Origin of the sequence: Pseudomonas sp. NPDC089530 (genome assembly GCF_050280705.1) — a bacterium.
Lineage (GTDB): Bacteria > Pseudomonadota > Gammaproteobacteria > Pseudomonadales > Pseudomonadaceae > Aquipseudomonas.
Genome location: NZ_JBNNVU010000004.1, coordinates 36,889 through 61,289 on the forward strand (window position 1 = coordinate 36,889; position 24,401 = coordinate 61,289).

Below are 24,401 nucleotides of genomic sequence, written 5' to 3' on the forward strand. Positions count from 1 at the left end.
CGCTGCCGAGCCCTGGCGAGGCTGCGATCGACCCCGCAGGGGGCGCAGGATCTTGAAATCACAGGAAGACCTTCGGTCCTATAGCAGCCTCGCAGCCTCGGCAGCAGCTACAAGGGCGGGTGCTCGGTTGGTGGTGCCAGTCCCGGTTTTGGCCGATGCGCTGCCTTACTGCGCGCTATGGGCCCTTGCTATAGTTCGGGCCTCATTTTTTTGCCCGGTAAGGAATGCTGCCATGTCCGAATATCAAGCCTTTCGCGTTGAACTTGCTGACAACATCGCCCATGTGCAGATCAACCGGCCGGAGAAGATCAACTCGATGAATGCCGCGTTCTGGAGCGAGATCATCGAGATCTTCCGCTGGATCGACGACACCGACGCGGTCCGTGTGGTGGTGCTGAGCGGCGCCGGCAAGCACTTTTCTTCCGGTATCGACCTGATGATGCTGGCCGGCGTGGCCAATGAGCTGGGCAAGGACGTCGGGCGCAATGCGCGTCTGTTGCGGCGCAAGATCCTGCAGCTGCAGGCGTCCTTCAACGCCGTCGATCATTGCCGCAAGCCGGTGCTGGCGGCGATCCAGGGGTATTGCCTGGGCGGCGCCATCGACCTGATCTCCGCCTGCGACATGCGCTACGCGGCCGAGGACGCGCAATTCTCGATCAAGGAAATCGATATCGGCATGGCCGCCGATGTCGGCACTTTGCAACGTTTGCCGCGTATCATCGGCGACGGCATGTTGCGCGAACTGGCTTACACTGGGCGCACCTTCGGTGCCGAAGAGGCGCGCAGCATCGGCCTGGTCAATCGCACCTACGCCGATAGCGCGAGCCTGCTCGATGGCGTGATGGGCATTGCCCGGGAGATCGCCAGCAAGTCGCCGATCGCCGTCAGCGGGACCAAGGAAATGCTCAGCTACATGCGTGACCACCGGATCGACGACGGCCTGGAATACATCGCTACCTGGAACGCCGCCATGCTGCAATCCAACGACCTGCGCGTGGCCATGGCCGCCCATATGAGCAAACAGAAACCCGAATTTCTGGACTGATTGAACATGACTTCACGCTGGACCACCGCAGTACTGGATATCGACCTGCCCGGCGGCTGGGCCGTGGCCCGCGGCCCGCAAGGCTTTCTGTTCGACGACAACGGCGCGCTGTTTCCCCGGGAATGGCTCAAGCGCCAGGACCTGGCGATCCTCGCCGAGCATGGCATCGGCCACCTGGACGGCGAGCCGGTGTACCTGCTCGAGCTGCACAGTGTCGCCGAGGTGCCGGGGTGCAATTGGAAGGGCTTGCGGGCGTTCATGCTCGACGGCGACCACACCCTCTACAAGGTGCTGGGGTATGCCGCGCAGATCGGCACCTGGGCCCGCGAGCACCGTTTCTGCGGCAACTGCGGCAAGCCCATGACCCAGGTGGCGCGCGAGCGGGCGATGTATTGCGAGCCCTGCGACCTGCGCAGCTATCCACGGATCTCGCCGAGCATGATCGTGTTGATCACCCGCGGCGACGAGGTGCTGCTGGCGCGCTCGCCGCGGTTCGTGCCCGGGGTCTACAGCACCCTGGCCGGGTTCGCCGAGCCGGGGGAGTCGGCCGAGGACTGCCTGGTGCGCGAGGTGCGCGAAGAGGTGCAGATCGAGGTCAAGAACGTCCAGTACATCGGCAGCCAGTGCTGGCCGTTCCCCCATTCGATGATGCTGGGGTTCCATGCCGAGTACGCCGGCGGTCAGATCGTGCCCCAGGAAGACGAGATCGAGGATGCGCAGTGGTTCAACGTGCGCGAGCTGCCGCCGCTGCCGGCGTCGCGCTCGATTGCCCGCTACCTGATCGATCTGTATGTGGCTCGGCGCCTGGGGCTGGCGGAGCCGGTCTTCCCGGGTTGAGCGGCGGCTAGAAGAAGGCGGTAAAGAAGGGCAAGGCGGGCGAATCCATTGGATTCGCCCGCTGTCGTTTCAGGGGCTTAAACGGCGCTGAACCAGTGCTGCCAGGCCAGGCGCACGGTGAGGCCCAGGACCACGGTGATGAACACCGGGCGAATGAACTTGGCGCCGCCGCTGATGGCGGTGCGGGCGCCGAAGAAGGCGCCGACCATCAACGACAGGCCCATGCTCAGGCCGATGGCCCAATCCACCTGGCCGGAGAAAATGAAGATCGCCAGCGCCGCCGCGTTGCTGACGAAGTTCATGCTGCGCGCCACGCCGCTGGCCTTGACCAGGTCGATGGGGTAGAGCAGCAGGCTGCTGACGGTCCAGAAGGCGCCGGTGCCGGGGCCGGCCACGCCGTCATAGAAACCGAGGCCGAAGCCCTGGGTCGATTGCCACTTTTTCTTGATCGGCGCTTCGCTGTCCAGGGGCGCTTTCGGCGTGCCGCCGAACAGCAGGTACACGCCGCAGGCGAAGACGATCACCGGCAGCATCTTGTTCAGCCATTCGGCCGGCAGGTAATGGGCCACCACCGCGCCGGTCAGCGCGCCCACCAGGGTGCCGACTATGGCGTGGGTCCACTGCCGAGGGTGGAACAGCTTGCGCCGGTAGAAGGTGAAGCTGGCGGTGGCCGAGCCGAAGGTCGAACTCAGTTTGTTGGTACCCAGCACCAGGTGCGGGGGCAGGCCGGCGGTGAGCAGCGCCGGCGTGGTGAGCAGGCCGCCGCCACCGGCAATGGCATCGATGAAACCGGCGATAAAGGCAACGAGGGCCAGGACGGCGAGGGTGGTCAAATCTACGCTGAGTTCGAAGGGCATGGGATCGGCTTATTGTTCGGCGGGAGCGCAGAAGGACTGCGGGAAAGCTCGGTATCTTACCCATAACCTCGGATGCCGGCGACCCGCTCCAGGGCCTTATCTCCAAGCTGTTTGCAAAACATCTTTCGGGCTTGCCGTGCTTTGGCCCATTGCCGATCTGCCGCACAAATACTGTTGCCCTGCCAACAGCGCATCAACAAATCGCCCCGTTCCCCAATAGCTGACTCCCGTAGCCGCTGCCGCAGGGACCGAGTTGCGCCTCGAGCGTTGGCCACCCCAAAACCCGTAGCCGCTGCCGAGCGCCAGCGAGGCTGCGATAGGTCCGCAGGACCTCAGCGACCTTGAAACCGCCGCGCCCGTCCCGGGTGATCGCGGCCTGCGGCAGCGGCTACAGGGTGGCGGCGGGGTCGGGGTTTTCCAGGTGGCACGGTTGCTGCTCTATCCCCCGGACACTTCAGTCGCGAGGACAAGCCAATGAGTCAGCAAGCCGTGAAATTTGCCTACTGGGTGCCGAATGTCAGCGGTGGGCTGGTGGTCAGCAAGATCGAGCAGCGTACCCACTGGGGTATCGACTACAACCGCAAGCTGGCGCAGCTCGCCGAAGCCGCCGGGTTCGACTACGCCCTGACCCAGATCCGCTTCACCGCCGGCTACGGCGCCGAGTTCCAGCATGAGTCCGTGGCCTTCAGCCATGCGCTGCTGGGCGCCACCGAGAAGCTCAAGGTAATCGCCGCGATCCTGCCCGGTCCCTGGCAGCCGGCGCTGGCGGCCAAGCAACTGGCGACCATCGACCAGCTGACCGGGGGGCGGATCGCGGTGAATATCGTCAGCGGCTGGTTCAAGGGCGAGTTCCAGGCCATCGGCGAGCACTGGCTGGAGCACGACGAGCGTTATCGGCGTTCCGAAGAGTTCATCCGCGCGCTCAAGGGCATCTGGAGCCAGGACCATTTCAGCTTTCGTGGCGACTTCTACCGCTTCGACAACTACAGCCTCAAGCCCAAGCCGCTGGGCCAGCCGGAGGTGTTCCAGGGCGGCAGCTCCCGCGCCGCGCGGGATATGGCGGCGCGGGTGTCGGACTGGTATTTCACCAACGGCAACACCCCGGAAGGGATCAAGGCCCAGGTCGACGACATTCGCGCCAAGGCCGCGGCGAATAATCATTCGGTGAAGATCGGAGTGAATGCCTTCGTGATTGCCCGCGACACCGAAGAGGAGGCACGCGCGGTGCTGGCCGAGATCATCGAGCAGGCCGATCCCGAAGCGGTGAACGCCTTTGGCGACGCGGCGAAACAGGCGGGCAAGGCATCGCCGGAAGGCGAGGGCAACTGGGCCAAGTCCAGCTTCGAGGACCTGGTGCAGTACAACGACGGGTTCAAGACCAACCTGATCGGCACGCCACGGCAGATCGCCGAGCGCATCGTGGCGCTGAAGGCGGTGGGCGTGGACCTGGTGCTGGCGGGGTTCCTGCATTTCCAGGAAGAGGTGGAGTACTTCGGCAAGCGGGTGTTGCCGCTGGTGCGGGAGCTGGAAGCCAAGGCAGCGTTGAAACGGGAGGAGGCGGTGGCCTGAGGCGGGGCCGTTGTAGGAGCGAAGCTTGCGCGCGATAGGCGGACTGCCTGACGCACCGCGTCGTGCCTATCGCGGGCAAGCCGCGCTCCTACAGGAGACCGGGACGGTTACAGACCCAGTTCGGACAGCCCCGGATGGTCATCCGGGCGGCGGCCCAGCGGCCAGTGGAACTTGCGCTCGCTTTCCTTGATCGGCATGTCGTTGATGCAGGCGTAGCGGTTGAACATCAGGCCATGCTCGTCGAACTCCCAGTTTTCGTTGCCGTAGGAGCGGAACCAGTTGCCCGAGTCGTCGTGCCATTCATAGGCGTAACGCACGGCGATGCGGTTGTCGGTAAAGGCCCAGAGCTCCTTGATCAAGCGGTAGTCCAGCTCCTTGGCCCATTTGCGGGTCAGGAAGCCCTTGGCTTCTTCGCGGTTGTGGGCGAACTCGGCGCGGTTACGCCACTGAGTGTCCAGGGTATAGGCCAGGGACACCCGCTGCGGATCGCGGGAGTTCCAACCGTCTTCGGCCAGGCGGATCTTTTCAATGGCCGATTCGCGGGTGAAAGGGGGAAGCGGCGGACGAACTTCAGCGTTAGATGACATTTAAAGTCTCCAATGAAAGTTGAGGTTCAGCAGTAGGTCGAACTTGTTTAGAACAATGGCAGGTCCAATAACTTTCGCGCCATGCATTGCGCATTATCGGCAGCACTGCGATCACCCATCACAAGTGCAACGGTAATGGCGCCGTCGATCAGGATCAGCAGCTGGCGGGCTTGCTCCTCCGGATCCTCGGTGCCGGTTTTTTCAGCGGCGTGTTCTTTACAGAGCCCGGACACGTAGTCGAGCAGTTTCTGTTTGTGTTCCCTGGCCACCTGGCGCACCGGGTCCTGCGGGTCGCCGGTCTCGCCGCTGGTGTTGATGAAGGCGCAGCCGCGAAAGTCCTCGGAGGCGAACCAGCTGCCCAGCACCGTGAACAGCTCGAGCAGGCGCGCGGCCGGGGTCGGGGCCTTGTCCACCTCGCTCGTGAACCAGTGCATCCAGCGCTGGTCGCGGCGTTGCAGGGCGGCGACCACCAACTCGTCCTTGGTGGTGAAGTAGCGGTAGATGCTCTTTCTGGAGACGCCGGCGGTTTTCACCAGAAGATCCATGCCCGTGGCGGCGATGCCACTTTTGTAGATCAACTTTTCGGTGACATCCAGAATGATGTCGCGTGTGTCGTTGCTAGTGATTTCGTTCATGTGGCGTACAGTAGAACGATCGTTCTCCTTGGTCAACAAGTTATTTTTCGATGCGCGAATTTATTATCTTGGCTTGTCCATTCACCCGCGGTTGCGGGGCAGGCGCGAGAAGGCAGGCGACAAATCTTCACAGTGACCCGCAAGACCCGCACCGGCACCTTGGTGTAAGCTCTTGCGCTCTTTTGGATTCGACCTTCTGCGAGCCCTATGCCGTCGCTTTTCAAACGTTCCCTGCTGCCCAAATTGCGCAGCTTCCCGCTGGCCGCCAATGAACTGTCCATCCTCGATGGCGCCGCCGAATTCCGCCGTTGCCTGCTGGAAAAGATCGCCCAGGCCACCCGGCGCATCTATATCGTCGCGCTGTACCTGCAACAGGATGAAGCCGGCCAGGAAATCCTCGATGCCCTGCATGCCGCCAAGGCCGCGCGTCCGGAGTTGGACGTGGTGGTCGTGGTCGACTGGCTGCGGGCCCAGCGCGGGCTGATCGGCGCCGGCAAACAGCCGGGCAACTCGGCCTGGTATCAGGAAATGACCCGCACCCACGAAAGCGTGGTGCCGGTGTACGGCGTGCCGGTGCAGACTCGCGAGCTGTTCGGCGTGCTGCACCTAAAGGGTTTCGTGATCGACGATTGCGTGATCTACAGCGGCGCCAGCCTGAACAACGTGTACCTGCACAAGTTCGACAAATACCGCTTCGACCGCTACCACCTGCTGCACAACCAGGCGCTGGCCGACTCCATGCAGCACCTGGTCCAGCATGGCCTGGTGGCCTCGCGGGCGGTGCATCGCCTGGACCTGCCGAACCTGCCGACCACCCGCAGCCTGCGCCACGACATCGGCGACCTGCGCAGCCGCCTCAAGCACGCGGCCTACGACACCAGTGCCGGCGGGGTGATCAAGGATCAACTGACGGTCAGCCCGTTGCTCGGTGTGGGCAAGAACAACCCGCTGAGCCGGGTCATCTGCGAGTTGATCGCCAGCGCCCAGCAGCAGCTGACGATCTGCACGCCGTACTTCAACCTGCCGCTGGCGGTGACCCGGGAAATCAACCGCGCCCTGGCGCGCGGGGTGAAGATCGACATCATCGTCGGCGACAAGACCGCCAACGACTTCTACATTCCGCCGAGCGAGCCGTTCAAGGTCATCGCCGCGCTGCCTTATCTGTACGAGATCAGCCTGCGGCGCTTCGCCAAGCGTCATCAGTCGGCCATCGACAGCGGCCGCCTGAACCTGCACCTGTGGCGCGACGGCGACAACACCTATCACCTCAAGGGCATGTGGATCGATCAGCGCTACACCTTGCTGACCGGCAACAACCTCAACCCCCGGGCCTTCCGTCTCGACCTGGAAAACGCCTTGCTGCTCGACGACCCCAAGGGCGAGCTGCTGGAGCCGCGGCGCCAGGAGCTGGAAACGATTTTCCGCCACACCCGGCGCATCGAGCACTTCCAGCGCCTGGAAACCCTGGTGGACTACCCGGCGGCGGTCGGCAAATTCCTGCGCCGGGTCAGCCGGGTGCGGATCGAGCGGTTGCTGTATCGAATTCTCTGAAGAAGCGTTGAGCGGGATGCCTGGGCGGTCACAGCACAACTCCTCCGTCTGACACGCGTGTAGCCGCTGCCGAGCTCGCGAGGCTGCGATCGGCCCGCAGGGCCGCTAAACCTGACGCCACGCAGGATCTGGAAAAGCGCGGTGCCTGCCTGGCGAGTCCTGCGGCCTCGATCGCAGCCTCGCTACGCTCGGCAGCGGCTACATCGTCGTTGTGCGCGTCGGGATCGATGTAGCGCTGGCGCAGGGCCTTTGGATCAGTTGCCGGTGCGTTTCGCCGCCGGCCAACCCGCCACCAACAGCAGCAACACCGCCGCCATCAGGTACGGCAGCCGCGGTTCGACGGCATAGATCAGCGAGCCGGCCAGCGGGCCGATAACCACGCCAAACCCCTGGGCCGCACCGATGGAGCCGGCCGTGGCGCCTTGTTCGGCGGCTTCCACGGCATTCGCCGCCAGGGCGGAGAACGAGGGGAAGATCGCGCCCATGCCCGCCGCCGAGACAAAAAACGCCAGCCACAGTCCCCAGGTGCTGTCGACCAGCATGCAGCCGGCATAACCGCTGGCCGCCAGCAGCGCGCCGGCGCGGATCATCTTCAGCGGTGGCCATTCCAGCTGGCGTACCACCAGTTGCGAGCAGATCAACGCCACGCCGACCGCCGCCAGGGCGATGCCGGCGGCCTGGGCGGCGTCGGCCGGGTTCAGGCCCAGGCGGTCGAGGGCGTAGAAGCTCACGGTGATCTGGGCGATGGACACGCAAAGCATGGCGACGAAGGCCACGGCCATGGGCCGGCGCAACCGCGGGTCGTTCAGGCGCACCGAGCGCGGTGCCTGCTTGAGGTGCAGTTCCTGGCGCGGCAGCTTGTACAGCAGCACCAGAAACGCCGCCAGCGGCAGCACGGCCATGGCGTACAGCGGCAGGCTCAGGCTGACGCGGGCGAGCAGCGCGGCCACCGCAGGCCCCAGCACCAGGCCGACGGCGTTGGCGGCGCCCAGGGTGGCCATGGCGCGGGCCCGGTGCTCGGGCTCGACGTTGTCGGCGATCAGGGCAAAACCACCCACCGGAATGGCCGCGTAGAACACCCCGATCAGGCCGCGCCCGAGCATCAGGCCGATAAAGGCGACAGACAGGCTCGGCAGCAGGCGCAGCGAGACATCGATGAACAGGCACAGGGCCCAGTAGGCCAGGGTGAAGCCAGCCGTGCCGAGCAATAGCACCCGGCGCCGGCCGAAGCGGTCGCTGGCCTGGCCCCAGGGCCGCGCCAGGAGCATCCAGATCACCCCGGCCACGGTCACCGCCGCGCCGGCCTGCCAGGTGGCCAGGCCCAGCACCCGGACGATGGGGCCGATCAGCGAGACGAAGGCCATCATCGACATGGTGCAGGCCATGTTGGCGACCATCAGCGGCAACAGGTTGAAGGGCGAGGCGGCCAGCGGCGCCGGGGCCGTTGCAGGGGGCATGCAAGGTCTTCCATGAAAGTCGGGAAGGCACGGACGTTACAGATAAAGTGCGCCGAAGCCCAGGGTTATTGGCGCAGTTGATGCCAGAGCAGCAGGGTGGGTGAGGGCCGCTGCGCCTACAGGGATCAGGCGAGGTTCTGTTCGGTCAGGCGCTGCACGACGAGGCGCCGGTAGTGGGACGGGGTCATGCCCTTGAGTTGCTGGAAGCGGCGGTTGAAGTTGGAGATGTTGTTGAAGCCGGACTCGAAGCACACCTCGGTCACCGGCTTGTCGCCGTCGGCCAGCAGTTCGCAGGACTTGCTGATGCGCAGGCGGTTGACGAACTCGACGAAGCAGCGTCCGGTGGCCTGCTTGAACACCCGGGAAAAATAGGTGGGTTTCATGCCCAGGTAGTCGGCGACTTCTTCCAGCGGCAGTTCGCGGGCGTAGTGGGCGAAGATGTAGTCCACCGCGCGGTTGGTGCGGTCGACGTTATGCTCGTCCGCCAGCTGCGCCCGGGTGGCGCCGGACAGCAGCTGGTAGTCGTCGCAGGCGGCCAGTTGTTCCAGGAGGATGAAAAAGTGCCCGAGCCGGGTCACGCCGCTGGAGTCGGCGATCCGCTGCATCAGGTCCATGGCCAGGGCGATGGTGCGCTTGCAGCGGAACTCGATGCCGTACTGGGCGCGTTCCAGCAGCGGGGTCAGGGTCTTGAGTTCGGCGAACACCTGGTAGCCGCTTTCGAACAGCTCGTCGGTGAAGTTCACCAGCATGTCGCGCTTGGGCACCACCTCGTCCTCGGCCACCTGGCTGATCCAGTTGTGGGGCAGGTTGGGGCCGGTGAGGAACAGCGATTCGGGGTGGAAGTTGCCGATGTAGTCGCCGATGAACACCTTGCCGGCGCTGGCGACGATCAGGTGCAGCTCGTATTCCTTGTGGAAGTGCCAGCGCACCAGGGGGCATGGGAAACCGTGCTGGCGATAGATGATCGACAGGCCGTTGTGGTCGTCCATCAGTTCGTAGGAAGGGTCGGTGACTCTCGCGGATCGGCTCATGGCGCTGCGCTTTTATCGTTGTAGCGCCAGATCATGCCTCCATCGGATGTCCAGCACCAGTGCTGGTGTAGCCGCTGCCGCAGGCTGCGATCGACCTGCAGGGGCGCGGCGCTTTCAAGATCGCTGAGGGCCTGCGGCCCTATCGCAGCCTCGCTGGTGCTTGGCAGCGGCTACGGGGTTTGGGTTGGCCAATGTTCGAGGCGCGGCTCGGTCCCTGTAGCCGCTGCCGAAGGCTGCGATCGCCCGGAACGGGCGCGGCGTTTTCAAGATCGCAGAGGGCCTGAGGCCCTATCGCAGCCTCGCTGGTGCTTGGCAGCGGCTACGGGGTTTGGGGGTAGTTGTCGGGGGCGCCTCAGGCGAGGCGGTTTTTCGCCTCGATCCATTGCGCCATGTACTGGGTGCTCTTGTGGTGATGGTGGCGCAGCATGCCGCCGGTGAAGTTGTCGCGGCGCAGTTGCGTAAGGTTCGCCCGGCAGTGTTGCAGGCGCTCGATCAGGGCCGGGCCGTGGACCTGTTGCCGATAGCGCGCGGCCAACAGCTGGCGGCCCTGTTCCTGGGCTTCGTGCCACAGTTCCTGGTCCTGGTACAGGCGCACCGCCGCCGCGGCGAGGGCGCTGGCCGACTCGGCGATGGCCCCCGGCCAGGGCGCGTCGCCGTGCATGGCTTCGGCGCCGACCGGTGTGGTGACGCTCGGCGTGCCGCAGAGCATGGCGTCCAGCAGCTTGCCCTTGATGCCCGCGCCGAAGCGCAGCGGGGCCAGGCAGATCCGCGCCGTGGACATGACCTGCAAGGCATCCTCGGCCCAGTTCATGATATGGAAGCCCTGGGCCGGATTGTGCAGGGCCGCCGCCTTGGGCGGGGTATAGGCGCCATAGATGTGCAGTTGCACCCCCGGCAACTGCTGGCGGATCAGCGGCCACACGGCATTCTTCATCCACAGCACCGCGTCCCAGTTCGGCGCGTGGCGGAAGTTGCCGATGCTCAGGAAGTGCGCCCGGTCGGCGAAGGGCACATAGCTTTGCGGCATGGACGCGGGCATCAGCGGGCACCAATGCAGCAGGGCCGGCGCCAGGCCGAACTGCTTGACCAGCAGCTCGATCTCGAACTCGGAAATCATCAGGTTCAGGTCGCAGCGATACAGCGCCGCGATCTCGCGCCGGGCCAGGTCGGTGTCGGCCATGCCGGCGAACTCCTGGGCGGCGGCGGGGGCGAACAGGGCGCTGAAGTCATCCTGGTCGTCGCTGGTTTTCAGGCGTTCCTTGAGGCGCTGGTGGCGAGCGTGGCGCAGGCTTTGCAGGTCGGAGGTCTCCAGCACCCGCAGGGCGTCGGGGCACTGCTGCTCGACGCGCCAGCCGAACTGCTCCTCCATCATGAACTGGTCGAACAGCACGATATCCGGCGCCAGTTCGGCGATGAAACGGTCGAAACTGCTGTTGTTCAGCTCGATCGGGCATTCGCGGATGCCCAGGGCCGTGAGGTCTTCCTTGTGCTCGCCGGGATTGGCCGGGCTGGCGAAGGTGATGTCCCAGCCTTGCCCGAGCAGGACCTGGAGAATCTGCATCAGGTGCCCGCTGGCCGCCGAGGAGCGGGGTTCGGGCCAGACGTAACCAATGACCAGGACTTTGGTGGCGGGGCTCGAACTCATGGGCGGGTATTCCTGAAAAGCGAGGGGGTGTCTGCGGGGGCGCCATTAAACCACAGCCCGGCCCGACTGACGCCTGCAGGATTGGCGCCCGGGGTCCCTAGCCCAGGATCGCCCGGACCTTGTCGCGCAACTGATCGATGGAGAAAGGCTTGGCGATCACCGCCGTGCCGGCGGACACCTCGAGGTTTTCCGCGTAGCCACTGGCGAACAGGATCGGCAGCTGTGGGCGCAGGGCACGGGCGCGGGTCGCCAGTTCCTTGCCGTCCATGCCGGGCAGGCCGACATCGGTCATCAGCAGGTCGATCCGCAGTCCGCTATCCTGCAACCGGGTCAGGGCTGCTTCGCTGCCCGCGGCTTCCAATACCTTGAACTCCAGCTCTTGCAGCACGTCGACAATCAGCATGCGCACGATGGCGTCGTCTTCGACGACCAGGATGGTGGAATCGGTGGCGGGCATAGGCAGGTTCTCGAAAAAGGGAAGAGGGGCAGCGCAGTGAAAGGCCTGCTGCTTGCCTCAGTAAATAATGCCTGACGATAAGTTCCAGAAGCTGTACAAAAAAGCGGACCTGTACAAGCTGTGCCAGAATCATCCGTCTACTCGAGGGCTGGCAGTCCAGGATGGAAAATGGCGACTGGGGCTTCGGAAGAATAGATAGATTGCCCGCCGTTGGGGCAATTTCCATGGACGTTGACACTTCGACAGGGGCTCCAATGTCGGTTGATGAACAGAGTTTTCGCAAGCTTTTGAGTCGCAACGTCGCGCTGCCCCTGGGGGTAGGCGTGCTCAGCGCGGCGGTCTTCGTGGTCCTGATCAGCTATCTGCTGTCGGTGATCCAGTCGGTCCAGCACAGCGACCGGGTGATCAACGGCATCAACCGGGCCTCGAAGCTGACGGTCGACCTGGAAACCGGCATGCGCGGGTTCCTGATCACCGGCGACGAGCATTTCCTCGACCCTTACGAAGTGGCCAAGCCGCAGATTTTCAGCCAGTTGCGCGAGTTGGGCGAGCTGGTGGCGGACAATCCGCAGCAGGTCGATCGCTTCAAGCGCCTGCAAGCCTTGCAGGACGAGTGGAGCCTGCACGCCAAGAACATGATCGAACTGCGCCGCCAGGACGGCGACTATCGCGCTGCGGTGAAGTCTGGCCGGGGCAAGCGCCTGACCGACCAGATGCGCAAGGAATACGACGACGCGGTGGCGCTGGAGCAGCAGTTGCGCCTCGACCGCAGTGACCATGTGTCCCGCACCACCATTTTCAGCGTGGCCCTGTACCTGCTGTTCGTGGTGGGGTTCAGCGGTCTGCTGGCCTATATCGGGCGCCGCGACCTGCTCAGCCTGTCGAAAAGCTACGGCGACAACCTCGCCACCCAGCAGAAAAGCGCCCAGAGCCTGGAGCAACAGGCCTGGCTGCGCAGCGGCCAGACCGAACTGGCCGAGCAGTTGCTGGGGCAACTGACTCTGGACGTGCTGGGCCGCAATACTCTGCAGTTCTGCGCGCACTACCTGGGCAGCGCCGTGGCGGCGATCTATGTGCGCGAAGAGCCCGGCGGCCTCAAACGCGTGGCCACCTACGGTTTCTCCCGTGAGCAGGAAGCTCGCGAGCAGTCGATTCTCATCGGCGAAGGCATAGTCGGGCAGGCGGCCCAGCAGGGCCGGCCGATCCGCCTGGACGAGGTGCCTGGCGATTACTTCAAGGTCAGTTCCGGCCTGGGCGAAGGCGCGCCGCGCAGTGTGCTGGTGGTGCCGACCAGCGACGACGAGCGAGTCAACGGGGTGATCGAACTGGGCTTCCTGCGGGCCCTCGGCGAGCGCGATATCGAGCTGCTGGAGCGGATCGCCGGCAATATCGGTACCGCCATCGAAGCCGCGCGTTATCGCCAGCGCCTGCAGACCGTGCTGGCCCAGACCCAGCAGCTCAACGAAGAGCTGCAGGTGCAGCAGGAAGAACTCAAGACCGCCAATGAGGAACTCGAAGAACAGTCGCGGGTGCTCAAGGAGTCCCAGGTCAACCTGGAAGCCCAGCAGGTGGAGCTGGAACAGAGCAACGAGCAACTGGCCGAGCAGGCCCAGGCCCTGGCGCGGCAGCGCGACGCCCTGGACTGCAAGAACAGCGAACTGAACCAGGCGCAGGCGCAGTTGCAGGAGCGGGCCGAGGAGCTGCAGCGTTCGAGCAAGTACAAGTCCGAATTCCTCGCCAATATGTCCCACGAGTTGCGCACACCGCTGAACAGCTCGCTGATCCTGGCCAAGCTGCTGGCGGAAAACCCCCAGGAAAACCTCAGTGACGAACAGGTGCAGTTCGCCGAGTCGATCTATTCCGCCGGCAACGACCTGCTCAACCTGATCAACGACATTCTCGACATTTCCAAGGTGGAAGCCGGCAAGCTCGACGTGCGTCCGGAAAACACCAGTGTCGCGCGCCTGGTGGAAGGCCTGCAGGGGCTGTTCCAGCCGCTGACGGCGGACAAGGGCCTGGGGTTCCAGGTCGAGCTGCAGCCCGACGCGCCTTCGATGCTGTTCACCGACCGCCAGCGGGTCGAGCAGGTGTTGAAGAACCTGCTGTCCAACGCGGTGAAGTTCACCGAGAAGGGCCAGATCGGCCTGAGCGTGTCCCGCCAGCCTGGGGGGGGCATTGCCTTTGCCGTGAGCGACTCAGGGATAGGCATCGCGCCGGAGCAGCAGGAAAGCATCTTCGAGGCGTTCCGCCAGGCCGACGGCACCACCAACCGCCGCTACGGCGGCACTGGGCTCGGCTTGTCGATTTCCCGCGACCTGGCGGCGCTGCTCGGTGGATCGATCACGGTCGCCAGCGAATCGGGGCAGGGCAGTGTCTTCAGCCTGCTGCTGCCGGAGCAGTACGTCGAACGCTCGCCCGAGGAGCGCAACCAGTCGCGGCCGGCCGCCGCGGTGGTCACGCTGCGGCCGAGCAAACCGGCCCCGGCCCCGTTGCCGCCGGAGCCCGAGGTGGAGATCCGGCGTTTCGCCGACGACCGCGACAAGGCGCCGTTCGCCGGCCGCTGCATCCTGGTGGTGGAGGACGAAGCGGACTTTGCCCACATTCTGTATGACTTGGCCCATGAGCTGGGTTACCAGTGCCTGGTGGCCCATGGCGCCGACGAGGGTTATCGCCTGGCCGAGCAGTTCGTGCCGGACGCGATCCTGCTGGATATGCGCCTGCCGGACCATTCCGGCCTGACGGTGTTGCAGCGCCTCAAGGAACACGCCACGACCCGGCATATTCCGGTGCATGTGATTTCCGTGGAAGACCGGGTCGAAGCCGCCATGCACATGGGCGCCATCGGCTACGCGGTCAAGCCCACCACCCGCGAAGAACTCAAGGACGTGTTCGCCCGCCTGGAAGCCAAGCTCACCCAGAAGGTCAAGCGCGTGCTGCTGGTGGAGGACGACGACCTGCAGCGCGACAGCATTGCCCGGCTGATCGGCGACGACGACATCGAGATCACCGCCGTCGGCCTGGCCCAGGAGGCCCTGGAGCTGCTGCGCGACAACCTCTACGACTGCATGATCATCGACCTGAAACTGCCGGACATGCTCGGCAATGATCTGCTCAAGCGCATGTCCACCGAGGACATCTGCTCGTTCCCGCCGGTGATCGTCTACACCGGGCGCAACCTGACCCGCGACGAAGAGGCGGACCTGCGCAAGTATTCACGTTCGATCATCATCAAGGGCGCGCGCTCGCCGGAGCGTCTGCTGGACGAAGTGACGCTGTTCCTGCACAAAGTCGAATCCCAGTTGTCCCATGAGCGGCAGAAGATGCTCAAAGCGGCCCGCAGCCGCGACAAGGTGTTCGAGGGGCGCACGATCCTGCTGGTGGACGACGATGTACGCAACATCTTCGCCCTCACCAGCGCCCTGGAGCATAAGGGGGCGAACGTGGTCATCGGCCGTAATGGCCTTGAGGCGATCGCCAGGCTCAATGAAGTCGAGGATATCGACCTGGTGCTGATGGACGTGATGATGCCCGAGATGGACGGTTATGAAGCCACTGTCGAAATCCGCAAGGAGCCGCGCTGGCGCAAGCTGCCGATCATCGCGGTGACCGCCAAGGCCATGAAGGACGATCAGGAACGTTGCCTGCAGGCTGGCGCCAACGATTACCTGGCCAAGCCGATCGACCTCGACCGGCTGTTTTCCCTGATCCGCGTCTGGTTGCCCAAGATGGAACGAGTCTAGTGGAGCGCAATACCGAGATCGAACTGCGTCTGTTGATCGAAGCCATCTACCTCAAGTACAGCTACGACTTCCGCGATTATTCCGGCGCTTCGATCAAGCGCCGGATCAACCATGCCCTGCGCCAGTTCGAGTGCAAGACCATTTCCGCCCTGCAGGAGCGGGTGTTGCACGACCCGGGCGCGTTCATGCAGTTGCTGCAGTTGCTGACGATTCCGGTCAGCGAGATGTTTCGCGACCCCTCGCATTTCCTGGCGATCCGCCAGGAAGTGGTGCCGCTGCTCAGGACCTATCCGTCGATCAAGATCTGGATCGCCGGCTGCAGTACGGGCGAGGAGGTCTATTCCATGGCCATCCTGTTGCGCGAGGAGGGGCTGCTGGAGCGCACCATCCTCTACGCCACCGACATCAACCCCCGCTCCCTGGAGAAGGCCAAGCAGGGCATCTTTTCCCTGGAGAACATTCGCACCTACACCCAGAACTACCAGCAGGCCGGCGGTCTGCGTTCCTTCGCCGACTACTACACGGCGGCCTACGACTACGCGATCTTCGACAAGACCCTGCGCGAGAACGTGACCTTCGCCGACCACAGCCTGGCGACCGACAGCGTGTTCTCCGAGACCCAGCTGATTTCCTGCCGCAATGTCTTGATCTATTTCAACAAGAAGTTGCAGGATCGGGCCTTCGGGTTGTTCCACGAATCGCTCTGCCACCGCGGTTTCCTGGTGCTGGGCAGCAAGGAGACCGTGGATTTTTCAGCCTACGGCGGGCATTTCGAACCCCTGGTCAAAGAAGAACGGATCTACCGCAAATCATGAGCGCTGACCTTTGCAAAACCGCCTTGCCTCAGGTCGAGGCCATAGTGGTCGGTGCCTCGGCCGGTGGCGTCGAGGCGTTGCTGACGATCTTCACCGCGTTGCCCGCAGGCTTCGGCCTGCCGATCGTGGTGGTGATCCATCTGCCCGACGAACGTCGCAGCCAGCTGGCCGAAGTGTTCGCCCAGCGCCTGGCGCTGCCGGTGCAAGAAGCCCGCGACAAGCAACCCATCCACCGCGGCACCCTGTATGTCGCCGCGCCGGGTTATCACCTGTCGGTGGAGCAGGACCGCAGCCTGTCCCTGAGCCAGGAAGACCGGGTGCACCATTCGCGCCCGGCCATCGATTACCTGTTCGGCTCTGCTGCCGATGCCTACGGCCCGCGCCTGGCCGCGGTGCTGTTGACCGGGGCCAACCAGGACGGCGCCCAGGGCCTGGCCGAGGTCAAGCGCCGCGGCGGCCTGAGCATCGTCCAGGACCCGGCCGAAGCCCAGGTGCCGATCATGCCCGCGGCGGCCATCGCGCTGCACCGCCCGGACTACATTCTCCCTTTGCACGGCATCAGCCGTTTGCTGGCCGAACTGGAACGAAGCGCATGCTGAGCCATATCCCGGCCAAGTTGCTGATCGTCGACGATCTGCCGGACAACCTGCTGGCCCTCGAGGCGTTGCTCAAGCGCGAGGACCGCCTGGTGTACAAGGCGCTGTCGGCGGACGAGGCCCTGGCGCTGCTGCTCCAGCATGAGTTCGCCCTGGCCATCCTCGATGTGCAGATGCCCGGCATGAACGGTTTCGAGCTGGCCGAGCTGATGCGCGGCATGGAGAAGACCAGGAACATCCCCATCGTCTTCGTCAGCGCCGCCGGGCGCGAACTGGACTATGCCTTCAAGGGTTATGAAAGCGGCGCGGTGGACTTTTTGCACAAGCCGCTGGATATCCATGCGGTGAAGAGCAAGGTCAGTGTGTTCGTCGACCTGTACCGCCAGAGCAAGGCCATGAAGCAGCAGGTCGAGGCCCTGGAGCAGAGCCGGCGCGAACAGGAGGCGCTGCTGCACAAGCTCCAGCTGACCCAGAACGAACTGGAGCAGGCGGTGCGCATGCGCGACGACTTCATGTCGATCGTCGCCCATGAAGTGCGCACGCCGTTGAACGGGTTGATCCTGGAAACCCAGCTGCGCAAGATGCACCTGGCCCGGGACAACGCCGCGGCGTTCACCCTGGACAAGATGCACGCGATGGTCGATCGCGACGAACGCCAGATCAAAAGCCTGATCCGCCTGATCGAGGACATGCTGGATATCTCGCGGATCCGCACCGGCAAGCTGTCGCTGCGGCCGAGCCGAGTCGATCTGGCGCAACTGGTGCGTGGCCTGCTGCAGAACTTCGCGCCCCAGGTCGAGGCCGCCGAGTCGTCGTTGACCCTGGAGGCCGAGGACGCGGTGGTCGGGCAGTGGGATGAATTTCGTATCGAACAGGTGATTTCCAACCTGCTGAGCAATGCCTTGCGCTATGGTGCCAAGAGTCCGATCGAGGTACGGGTCTACAGGGCCGGCGCCCAGGCGCGGGTCGAAGTGCGCGATTACGGGATCGGCATCGGCGAGGAAAACCAGGCGCGTATCTTCCAGCAGTTCGAGCGCGTCTCAGCTCAGCATGCGGTGGCCGGCCTCGGGCTGGGGTTGTTCATTTCCGAGCAGATCGTCACGGCCCATGGCGGTAGCATCGAAGTCGACAGCAGGGTCGGCGAAGGTGCCCAGTTTCGCGTTTGTCTGCCGCTGTAGGAAAACACCGGCCCCACGCAACCTTCTGGACAACCGGAGGGTCGTATCAGCAGCTATTGACCGAACAAAGGCTTCTCATGAGTGAAGATGCACAAGACGTCGTACTGATCGTCGAAGATGAACCGGTGATCCTGATGTTGCTCGCCGACTACCTGTCGGGCCTGGGCTACCGGGTGCTGCAGGCGGAAAACGGCGAGCAGGCGTTCGAGATCCTGGCCAGCAAGCCGCACCTGGACCTGATGATCACCGACTACCGGCTGCCGGGCGGAATCACCGGGGTGATGATCGCCGAGCCCGCGGTGAAGCTGCGCCCGGACCTCAAGGTGATTTTCATCAGCGGCTATCCCACCGAGATTCTCGAATCCGGCAGCCCCATCGCCCGCAGCGCGCCGATCCTGGCCAAACCCTTCGACCTCGACAGCCTGCACGAGCAGATCCAGGAGCTGCTGGCGTGACTACAACCGCTGCACTGTAGCCGCTGCCGAGCTTCAGCGAGGCTGCGATCGACCGCGCAGCGGTCGCAAAACCTGATTTTGCGGTGGGTTAGGTGGAGTGCGTTGCCTGGTTTCACGCCTGCTTTGCAGGCGATCGCAGCCTCGCTGCGCTCGGCAGCGGCTACAGGAGTGCAGCGGTTACAGGCCCTGCTGCAAGGCCGGGTCGTCGGGGTTCTGCTGTTCCAGCTGGGCCAGGAGGATCTGCACGTTCTGCAGTTGGCCGCTTTCTTTCCAGTAATTGATCAGCAGGACCCGGGCCTTGCGGTTGGCGGGTTGGCGCTGGACGATTTCTTCGAGCTGTTTCTGCGCCGCTTCCAGCTCTTCTTCGCTGTGCAGGGTGGTGGCCAGGTCGTAGCGGTAGTCGGCGTTTTTCGGCTCCAGCTCCACGGCGCGGGACAGGCCGAGCAGGGCGAACTCGCCTTGCTCGTGGTGCAGCAGCCACATGCCCAGGGCGTGTTGCAGGTAGGCCGAGTCCTGTTGCGCCTGCAACTGGCTGGCCAGCAACTGGCGGGCGGTTTCGCTCTGGCCCTGGCGATCCAGGACCTCCAGCTGCAGGATCACCGCCTGCAGGTTGTCCGGTTGCAGGCGCAGGGCCTGTTCCAGGGTCTGCTGGGCTTTGGCCAGGTTGGCGTTGTGCAGGTACAGGCGCGCCAGCTGGTATTGCGCCTCGACGTTCTCCGGCTGGGCCTTGAGCACCTGGGTGTATTCATCGATCACTTGCTGCAGCGGCCCGAAATACAGGCCTTGTTCATCCGGCGTCAGGCCGAGCAGGGCGGTGACAGCGGCGAAACGCACATTCTGTTCCTCGTCGTCCAGCAACGGGCCGATCAGCAGACTGCGCTGGCCTGCGGGGACCAGGCCGAGCACGCTCTGGATGGCCGCCTGGCGGACTTCGGCCGCGGCGTGGTGCAGGTCGGCGTCGACCAGTTTCAGCGCCTGGGGGCTGGGGTAGTTGGGCAGCTCGGCCAGCAGGCGGATGCGCCGGCTGTCCGACAGGTCAGGGCGCGCCAACTGCTGATACAGCACCCGCGCGGCCCCGGGCTGACCGTTGCGCGCCTGTTCCAGGGCCTTGCCGTAGCCGTGCTTGATCGCGTCCGGTACCACCGGTGGCGCGGTGCGCAGGAACTGCCACGCCAGGCCCAGGGCCACTACGGCGAGCAGACTGATCAGCAGGTTGCGACGGGGTTTGGTCATGCAGGCATCCATGGCGGGGGCGACTTTACGAAGGCGCAAGCTTCGGTCAGGTTTCCCGCGGAGTCAAACCCGCTGGCCGCTCATGTCCGCTCCGGACCGCCAGGCCAGGGCCTTTATGTCAACACGTAGTCGACCGGCTCCAGGGCCGGCGGCAGCTCGCGCTGGCCGAGGGCCGCCAGTATTTCCCGCTCCAGGGTGCGCAGGATGGCATTGCACGGCAGGTCGTTGTCGTCGAAGCCGAACGGGTCTTCCAGATCGTCGCCAATTTCGTCCAGGCCGAGAAAGGTGTAGCTGACGATGGCGGTGAATAGGGGCGTTAGCCAGCCCAGGGGCTCGGCCATGGCGAACGGCAGGAGCAGGCAGAACAGGTAGATGGTGCGGTGCAGCAGCAAGGTGTAGGGGTAGGGCAGCGGGGTGTTCTTGATCCGCTCGCAGCTGGCCTGGACCTGGCTCAGGCTGACCAGGCGGGTTTCCAGCTGGGTGTAGCGCCACTCGCTGATCAGCCCTTGCTCGGCCAGCACCGAACAGCGGCGGCCCAGCCCCTGCAACAGGCTGTCGGGGATGTTCGGGTGCTGGCGCTCGATGGCCTGGCCGACCCAGGGTTGGGCGGCGCCGGCCTCGTCTTCGTGGCGCAGGCGGGCGATCAGGCCGTGGGCGAAACCGCAGAGTTCGCGCAACAGGCGTTCGCGCTCGGCGGGGTCCTGGAGGATCTGGCTTTCGCGAATCAGCGAGCGCACCTCGACGATCATCTGCCCCAGTTGTTTGCGGCCTTCCCACCAGCGGTCGTAGCAGGCGTTGTTGCGAAAGCTCATGAAGATCGACAGCGACAGCCCGAGCAGGGTGAAGGGCGTGGCATTGACCTTGGAGAAGTACGCCGGGCTTAAGGTTTCCACCAGCACGATCGCCGCGGCCAGCAGGGTCAGCAGCAGGCAGCGCAGGGCGATGCGCCTGGCGATCGAGCCCTTGAGAGCAAACAGGATGCCGAGCAGGTTCGGCTTGGGGCGGATGATCATCGGGGGCACGACTCAGGGCTGGCGCGGCGGGGCAAGGCTAGAAGCCGGGGCTTGGGTTGTCCAATCGGTCTTGTCGACGAGGCGATTGAGGCGATCGATGAAGGCTTCGGGCAAGATGCTCTTCCTCCCGGGAAGGTCGGGGCGATAAGCTTTCCCGGCCGCAGATTGACTACGCTAGCCGCAGGTGTCCCTTTGTCCAGAAAATACCCATGCAGCCGCTGATCAACTATTTCAGGATCGTGTGCCATCCGGGAGGCGCAGTACTGCGCTTCGCCTTGCGCACCATTGCCGCGGGCCTGCTGACCCTGTACCTGGCGTTCGTCTTCGATCTCGACCAGCCCAAGTGGTCGCTGATGGCGGTGATCATCGTCAGCCAGCCCCTGGCCGGCATGGCCCTGGCCCGCAGCTTCGGCCAGGTGCTCGGCACCACCCTGGGGGCCGCGGTGGCGGTGCTGATCATGGCGATCTTTCCCCAGGCGCCGCTGCCATTCCTGGTCACCCTCGGCCTGTGGCTGGCGCTGTGCACCGCTGGCGGCACGCTGTTGCGCTACACCAGTTCCCAGGCGTTCGTGCTCAGCGGCTACACCGCGGTGGTGGTGGCGATGCTGGCGATCCCGGACCAGGGCAACACCCTGATGCTGGCCATCACCCGGCTTACCGAGACCCTGTTGGCGGTGGCCTGCGTCTGTGTGGTCAGCCTGCTGACGGCGCGCCCGGAGACGGTGGCCGCCGGCTACTTCGCCAAGATCGACCAGGTGCTCAAGCTGCTCGCCACCCACGCCGCGGCGGCGATCCGCACCGACGAGAGCGAGGCCGACTTCCACAAGCGGCAGATGCAACTGCTGGGGGAGATCAGTGCCCTGGAAGGCTTGCGTCGGCATCTGTATTTCGATGCGCCGCGCCTGCGCAGTGCCGACGGCCTGGTGCAACTGCTGGGCAACCAGCTGGTGCTGCTGACGTCGCGCCTCACCGTCCTGCGTCACCAGCGCGAATTGCTGCGGGCGCGCTGGGTCGGTGAGCTGCCGGAGGAAATCCAGAAGCTGCGCGCCGACGAGCTGGCGTTTCTCGATGAGCTGGCGCTGCACGGGCGGGCGCTGCCCGCCGCGTCGCGGCAGCAGTTCGGCCCGCTGCAGCAGCGCTTCGACGAACAGGCCCGGCGCGCCGAACGCTCGGCCGAAACCTTGCCCGCCACCTTGCGCTCCCTGGCCTGGGCCCTGCGCTGGGAACAGGCGCGGATGCTCAAGCAGCTCGAAGACATTCTCGAATTCAGCGACGCGATCCAGGACGGCCGCCAGGCCAGTTGCCTGTATCGCCAGGGCCGGGCCAACCCGCTGCACCTGGACTGGCCGCTGGCGGCGATGAATGGCCTGCGGGCCTTTACCGCGCTGATGGTCGCCGGGCTGATCTGGATCGAAACCGCCTGGGACGGGGCGCGCTCGAGCATGGTCCTGGTGGGCATTCTCTGTTCGCTGATGGCGACCTTTCCCCGGCCCTTGCTGGCCGCGCAGAGCTATATGCGCGGCCAGGCCCTGGCGCTGTTGATCTCGGCGGTCTATGTGTTCGCCCTGGTGCCGCTGATTGGCGATTTCGAGTGGCTGGCGCTGTTGCTGGTGCCGCTGCTGTATACGGTCGCGGTGGGCCTGGCCAGCCCGATGACCGCCGGGATCGGCATGGGCCTGGGGCTGTCGAGCCTGTTGATGATCGGCCCGCAGAACATCGGCGCCTGGCAGAACAGCGCCGCGCTCTGGTTCGAGTTCGCCGGGGCCTATGTCAGCGGCGGGGTGTTGTCGTTGCTGGTGTACGCCTTCATCTTTCCGTTCAACCCGGTACTGCGTATTCGCCGCCTGTTCCGCGACACTCGGGAACAGGTGTATGCGCTGCAGAAAACTGCGGCCAGCGACGAGCAACAGTTTGTCTTCGAGAGCCGCATGGTCGACCGCCTGACCCAGATGCTCGGGCTGTTGCCTGCGGTCGCCGGCGATCGGGCTTCCGGCGAGCGTTTCGAGACCAGCCTGGCCTGCATGACCCTGGGCGTGGCGATGCACCAGCTCAAGCAGCAGAGCCTGGACAATCCCTGGTTGAGCCCTGAGGGCAACGCCAGCCTGCAACAGTTGCTGCGCCGCGTCGGGCGCTATGTGGCGGGGCGCGGTGGGCTAGAGGCGAGCGAGCTTCTGGCGCAGCTGCGAGCGCTGGGGGATCACCTGGACACCTTGCACGGCGACGACCGGCCTCAGGCCCACGAACAGCTGTGGTCGGTGTTTCGCATGCGCGTCTCGCTGCTGATCGTCGGCGCCTTTCTGGAGCGCTACGGCCCCATGCTGCACCCCACGGAAACAGGAGATCCGGCCCTTGCCCATTGATTTTGAAGTCGGCGGCGTCTACCTGCCGCCCATTGCCCAGGCCCTGTTGCTGGCCCTGCCGATTTTCCTGGTGCTGGACTGGGGGCTGCGGCGTCTTGGGGTCTTGCGTTTCGTCTGGCACGAAGCGTTGTTCGAAGGGGCGCTGTATGCCTGCGTCTGCGCCACCGCAATCCTGCTGATGGGAAGCCTATGAACCTGAAAAACACCCTGGCCCGAACGATCACCCTGGTCGCCGTCTTACTGGCGCTGGTGCTGGGCGGGTTCGCCTGGGAGCATTACACCCGCGCGCCCTGGACCCGCGATGCCCGGGTGCGCGCCGACGTGGTGACGCTGTCGGCGGACGTCGCCGGGCGCATCGTCAGCCTGCGGGTGGAGGACAACCAGCACGTGGACAAGGGCCAGTTGCTGCTGGAGATCGACCCGGCGCGCTATGCCCTGGCCGTGGAGCATGCCAAGCGTTCGGTGGAAGTGGCGCGGGCCAGCCTCGGCCAGTCCGAGGCGGCGATCACTTCCAGCACGGCGCTGCTCAAGCAACGGCAAAGCGAGGAGCAGCGGCGTCGCACCCTGAAGCAGGGCTTTGCGATTTCCGGCGAGGAGTGGGAGAAATCCAGCACCGACGTGGCAGTGGCCCAGGCCGACCTGCTGCGCAACCAGGCCAATCTCGGCCTGGCCCAGGCCAACGTGCACCTGGCCGAGGCGGCGCTGACCCAGGCCGAGCTGGACCTGCAGCGCACCCGGGTGCAAGCCCCGGTCAGCGGCTACGTGACCAACCTGCAGACCCGCCAGGGCGATTACGCCAGTGCCGGCGGCGCCTTGCTGGCCCTGGTGGACAGCGATTCCTTCTATGTCAGCGGTTACTTCGAGGAAACCAAGCTGCCGCGGATCGAGGAGGGCAGCGCGGTGCGCATTCAGTTGATGAGCGGCGAAACCTTCAACGGCAAGGTGCAGAGCATCGCCTTCGCCATCACCGACCGCGAGAACTCCCAGGGCAGCCGCCTGCTGGCCAACATCAATCCCAGCTACACCTGGGTCAAGCTGGCCCAGCGGGTGCCAGTGCGGATCGCCATCGACCCCGATTACCCGGGCAAGGGCAAGTTGCGCGCCGGGACCACGGCGACGGTGACGGTGTTGGAGTAAGTGATGGATTGCGGTGTTTGAACGAGCGTCATCGCGGGCAAGCCTCGCTCCTACAGTTCCATGCGTGTCTGTAGGAGTGAGCGGGCGGCGATCCGACTTGCCCGCGATGCTTTTCCAGGGACGAAAAAAAGCCCCGCGACCGAATGAGAGCGCGGGGCAAAGATTTGGTTGGTTGCGGCCAACCAAAGGAGCAGGGTTGAAGC

At 64.8% G+C, this 24,401-nt stretch carries 21 protein-coding genes; 12 read left to right on the forward strand and 9 right to left on the reverse strand.

Annotated elements, in window-relative coordinates:
* Positions 1-232: 232 nt before the first annotated feature.
* Positions 233-1,045 carry a crotonase/enoyl-CoA hydratase family protein gene (locus tag ACQKQA_RS02765; protein ID WP_427553248.1) on the forward strand — a complete coding sequence of 271 codons (813 nt, stop codon included), beginning with the start codon at positions 233-235 and terminating at the stop codon, positions 1,043-1,045.
* Positions 1,046-1,051: 6 nt separating this feature from the next.
* Entirely contained in the window at positions 1,052-1,882 is an 831-nt protein-coding gene (nudC, locus tag ACQKQA_RS02770) for an NAD(+) diphosphatase (protein ID WP_427553250.1), read from the forward strand.
* Positions 1,883-1,959: 77 nt separating this feature from the next.
* On the opposite strand, the gene ACQKQA_RS02775 is transcribed toward nudC, so the two are convergent.
* On the reverse strand, positions 1,960-2,739 hold the full coding sequence (locus tag ACQKQA_RS02775) for a TSUP family transporter (RefSeq protein WP_427553252.1): 780 nt from the start codon (positions 2,737-2,739) through the stop codon (positions 1,960-1,962).
* A 474-nt stretch (positions 2,740-3,213) separates the two neighbouring features.
* Between ACQKQA_RS02775 and sfnG the strand changes: the two genes are divergently transcribed.
* Positions 3,214-4,308 carry a dimethylsulfone monooxygenase SfnG gene (gene sfnG / locus ACQKQA_RS02780; RefSeq protein ID WP_427553254.1) on the forward strand — a complete coding sequence of 365 codons (1,095 nt, stop codon included), beginning with the start codon at positions 3,214-3,216 and terminating at the stop codon, positions 4,306-4,308.
* 107 nt (positions 4,309-4,415) lie between these two features.
* Here the strand turns inward: sfnG and ACQKQA_RS02785 are convergent, their stop codons facing one another.
* Together ACQKQA_RS02785 and ACQKQA_RS02790 are read right to left on the reverse strand one after the other, a co-directional pair.
* Entirely contained in the window at positions 4,416-4,895 is a 480-nt protein-coding gene (locus tag ACQKQA_RS02785) for a DUF1348 family protein (protein WP_427553256.1), read from the reverse strand.
* Positions 4,896-4,942: 47 nt separating this feature from the next.
* Entirely contained in the window at positions 4,943-5,530 is a 588-nt protein-coding gene (locus ACQKQA_RS02790; RefSeq protein WP_427553441.1) for a TetR/AcrR family transcriptional regulator, read from the reverse strand.
* A 207-nt stretch (positions 5,531-5,737) separates the two neighbouring features.
* Between ACQKQA_RS02790 and pssA the strand changes: the two genes are divergently transcribed.
* Complete coding sequence (gene pssA, locus ACQKQA_RS02795) at positions 5,738-7,081, forward strand: CDP-diacylglycerol--serine O-phosphatidyltransferase (protein WP_427553258.1); 1,344 nt, start codon at positions 5,738-5,740, stop codon at positions 7,079-7,081.
* Between the two features lie 254 nt (positions 7,082-7,335).
* Here the strand turns inward: pssA and ACQKQA_RS02800 are convergent, their stop codons facing one another.
* The 4 genes from ACQKQA_RS02800 to ACQKQA_RS02815 all read right to left on the reverse strand — a co-directional run bounded on the left by ACQKQA_RS02800 (position 7,336) and on the right by ACQKQA_RS02815 (position 11,671).
* Complete coding sequence (locus ACQKQA_RS02800) at positions 7,336-8,538, reverse strand: MFS transporter (RefSeq protein ID WP_427553260.1); 1,203 nt, start codon at positions 8,536-8,538, stop codon at positions 7,336-7,338.
* Between the two features lie 125 nt (positions 8,539-8,663).
* Entirely contained in the window at positions 8,664-9,569 is a 906-nt protein-coding gene (locus tag ACQKQA_RS02805; protein WP_427553263.1) for an AraC family transcriptional regulator, read from the reverse strand.
* 352 nt (positions 9,570-9,921) lie between these two features.
* Positions 9,922-11,214 (reverse strand): glycosyltransferase, encoded by a 1,293-nt coding sequence (locus ACQKQA_RS02810; RefSeq protein WP_427553265.1) that lies wholly within the window; start codon positions 11,212-11,214, stop codon positions 9,922-9,924.
* A gap of 97 nt (positions 11,215-11,311) precedes the next feature.
* Positions 11,312-11,671 carry a response regulator gene (locus ACQKQA_RS02815; protein WP_427553267.1) on the reverse strand — a complete coding sequence of 120 codons (360 nt, stop codon included), beginning with the start codon at positions 11,669-11,671 and terminating at the stop codon, positions 11,312-11,314.
* A gap of 224 nt (positions 11,672-11,895) precedes the next feature.
* Here ACQKQA_RS02815 and ACQKQA_RS02820 point away from each other — a divergent pair, with 224 nt between their 5' ends.
* From ACQKQA_RS02820 to ACQKQA_RS02840, 5 genes are all read left to right on the forward strand, one after another.
* On the forward strand, positions 11,896-15,411 hold the full coding sequence (locus tag ACQKQA_RS02820) for a response regulator (RefSeq protein WP_427553269.1): 3,516 nt from the start codon (positions 11,896-11,898) through the stop codon (positions 15,409-15,411).
* Positions 15,411-16,226 carry a CheR family methyltransferase gene (locus ACQKQA_RS02825; RefSeq protein ID WP_427553271.1) on the forward strand — a complete coding sequence of 272 codons (816 nt, stop codon included), beginning with the start codon at positions 15,411-15,413 and terminating at the stop codon, positions 16,224-16,226. The genes ACQKQA_RS02820 and ACQKQA_RS02825 overlap by 1 nt, the downstream gene beginning before the upstream one ends.
* Positions 16,223-16,825: a chemotaxis protein CheB gene (locus ACQKQA_RS02830; protein WP_427553274.1), complete on the forward strand. Its 603-nt coding sequence runs from the start codon at positions 16,223-16,225 to the stop codon at positions 16,823-16,825. Before ACQKQA_RS02825 ends, ACQKQA_RS02830 begins: the two co-directional genes overlap by 4 nt.
* A complete protein-coding gene (locus ACQKQA_RS02835; protein WP_427553276.1) occupies positions 16,819-18,000 on the forward strand; it encodes a hybrid sensor histidine kinase/response regulator in 1,182 nt (393 codons plus the stop codon). Before ACQKQA_RS02830 ends, ACQKQA_RS02835 begins: the two co-directional genes overlap by 7 nt.
* 77 nt (positions 18,001-18,077) lie before the next feature.
* A complete protein-coding gene (locus ACQKQA_RS02840) occupies positions 18,078-18,455 on the forward strand; it encodes a response regulator (protein ID WP_427553278.1) in 378 nt (125 codons plus the stop codon).
* 177 nt (positions 18,456-18,632) lie between these two features.
* On the opposite strand, the gene ACQKQA_RS02845 is transcribed toward ACQKQA_RS02840, so the two are convergent.
* A complete protein-coding gene (locus ACQKQA_RS02845) occupies positions 18,633-19,688 on the reverse strand; it encodes a tetratricopeptide repeat protein (protein WP_427553280.1) in 1,056 nt (351 codons plus the stop codon).
* 113 nt (positions 19,689-19,801) lie between these two features.
* Positions 19,802-20,701, reverse strand: a complete 900-nt coding sequence (locus ACQKQA_RS02850; protein WP_427553282.1) for a bestrophin family protein — start codon at positions 20,699-20,701, stop codon at positions 19,802-19,804.
* Positions 20,702-20,910: 209 nt separating this feature from the next.
* Here ACQKQA_RS02850 and ACQKQA_RS02855 point away from each other — a divergent pair, with 209 nt between their 5' ends.
* The 3 genes from ACQKQA_RS02855 to ACQKQA_RS02865 are packed head-to-tail and all read left to right on the forward strand — an operon-like array spanning position 20,911 to position 24,198.
* Entirely contained in the window at positions 20,911-23,061 is a 2,151-nt protein-coding gene (locus tag ACQKQA_RS02855) for an FUSC family protein (protein WP_427553284.1), read from the forward strand.
* The gene (locus tag ACQKQA_RS02860) at positions 23,051-23,254 is read left to right on the forward strand and encodes a DUF1656 domain-containing protein (RefSeq protein ID WP_427553287.1); all 204 of its coding nucleotides are present in this window, start codon (positions 23,051-23,053) and stop codon (positions 23,252-23,254) included. The genes ACQKQA_RS02855 and ACQKQA_RS02860 overlap by 11 nt, the downstream gene beginning before the upstream one ends.
* The gene (locus ACQKQA_RS02865; protein ID WP_427553289.1) at positions 23,251-24,198 is read left to right on the forward strand and encodes a biotin/lipoyl-binding protein; all 948 of its coding nucleotides are present in this window, start codon (positions 23,251-23,253) and stop codon (positions 24,196-24,198) included. The genes ACQKQA_RS02860 and ACQKQA_RS02865 overlap by 4 nt, the downstream gene beginning before the upstream one ends.
* Positions 24,199-24,401: the final 203 nt, after the last annotated feature.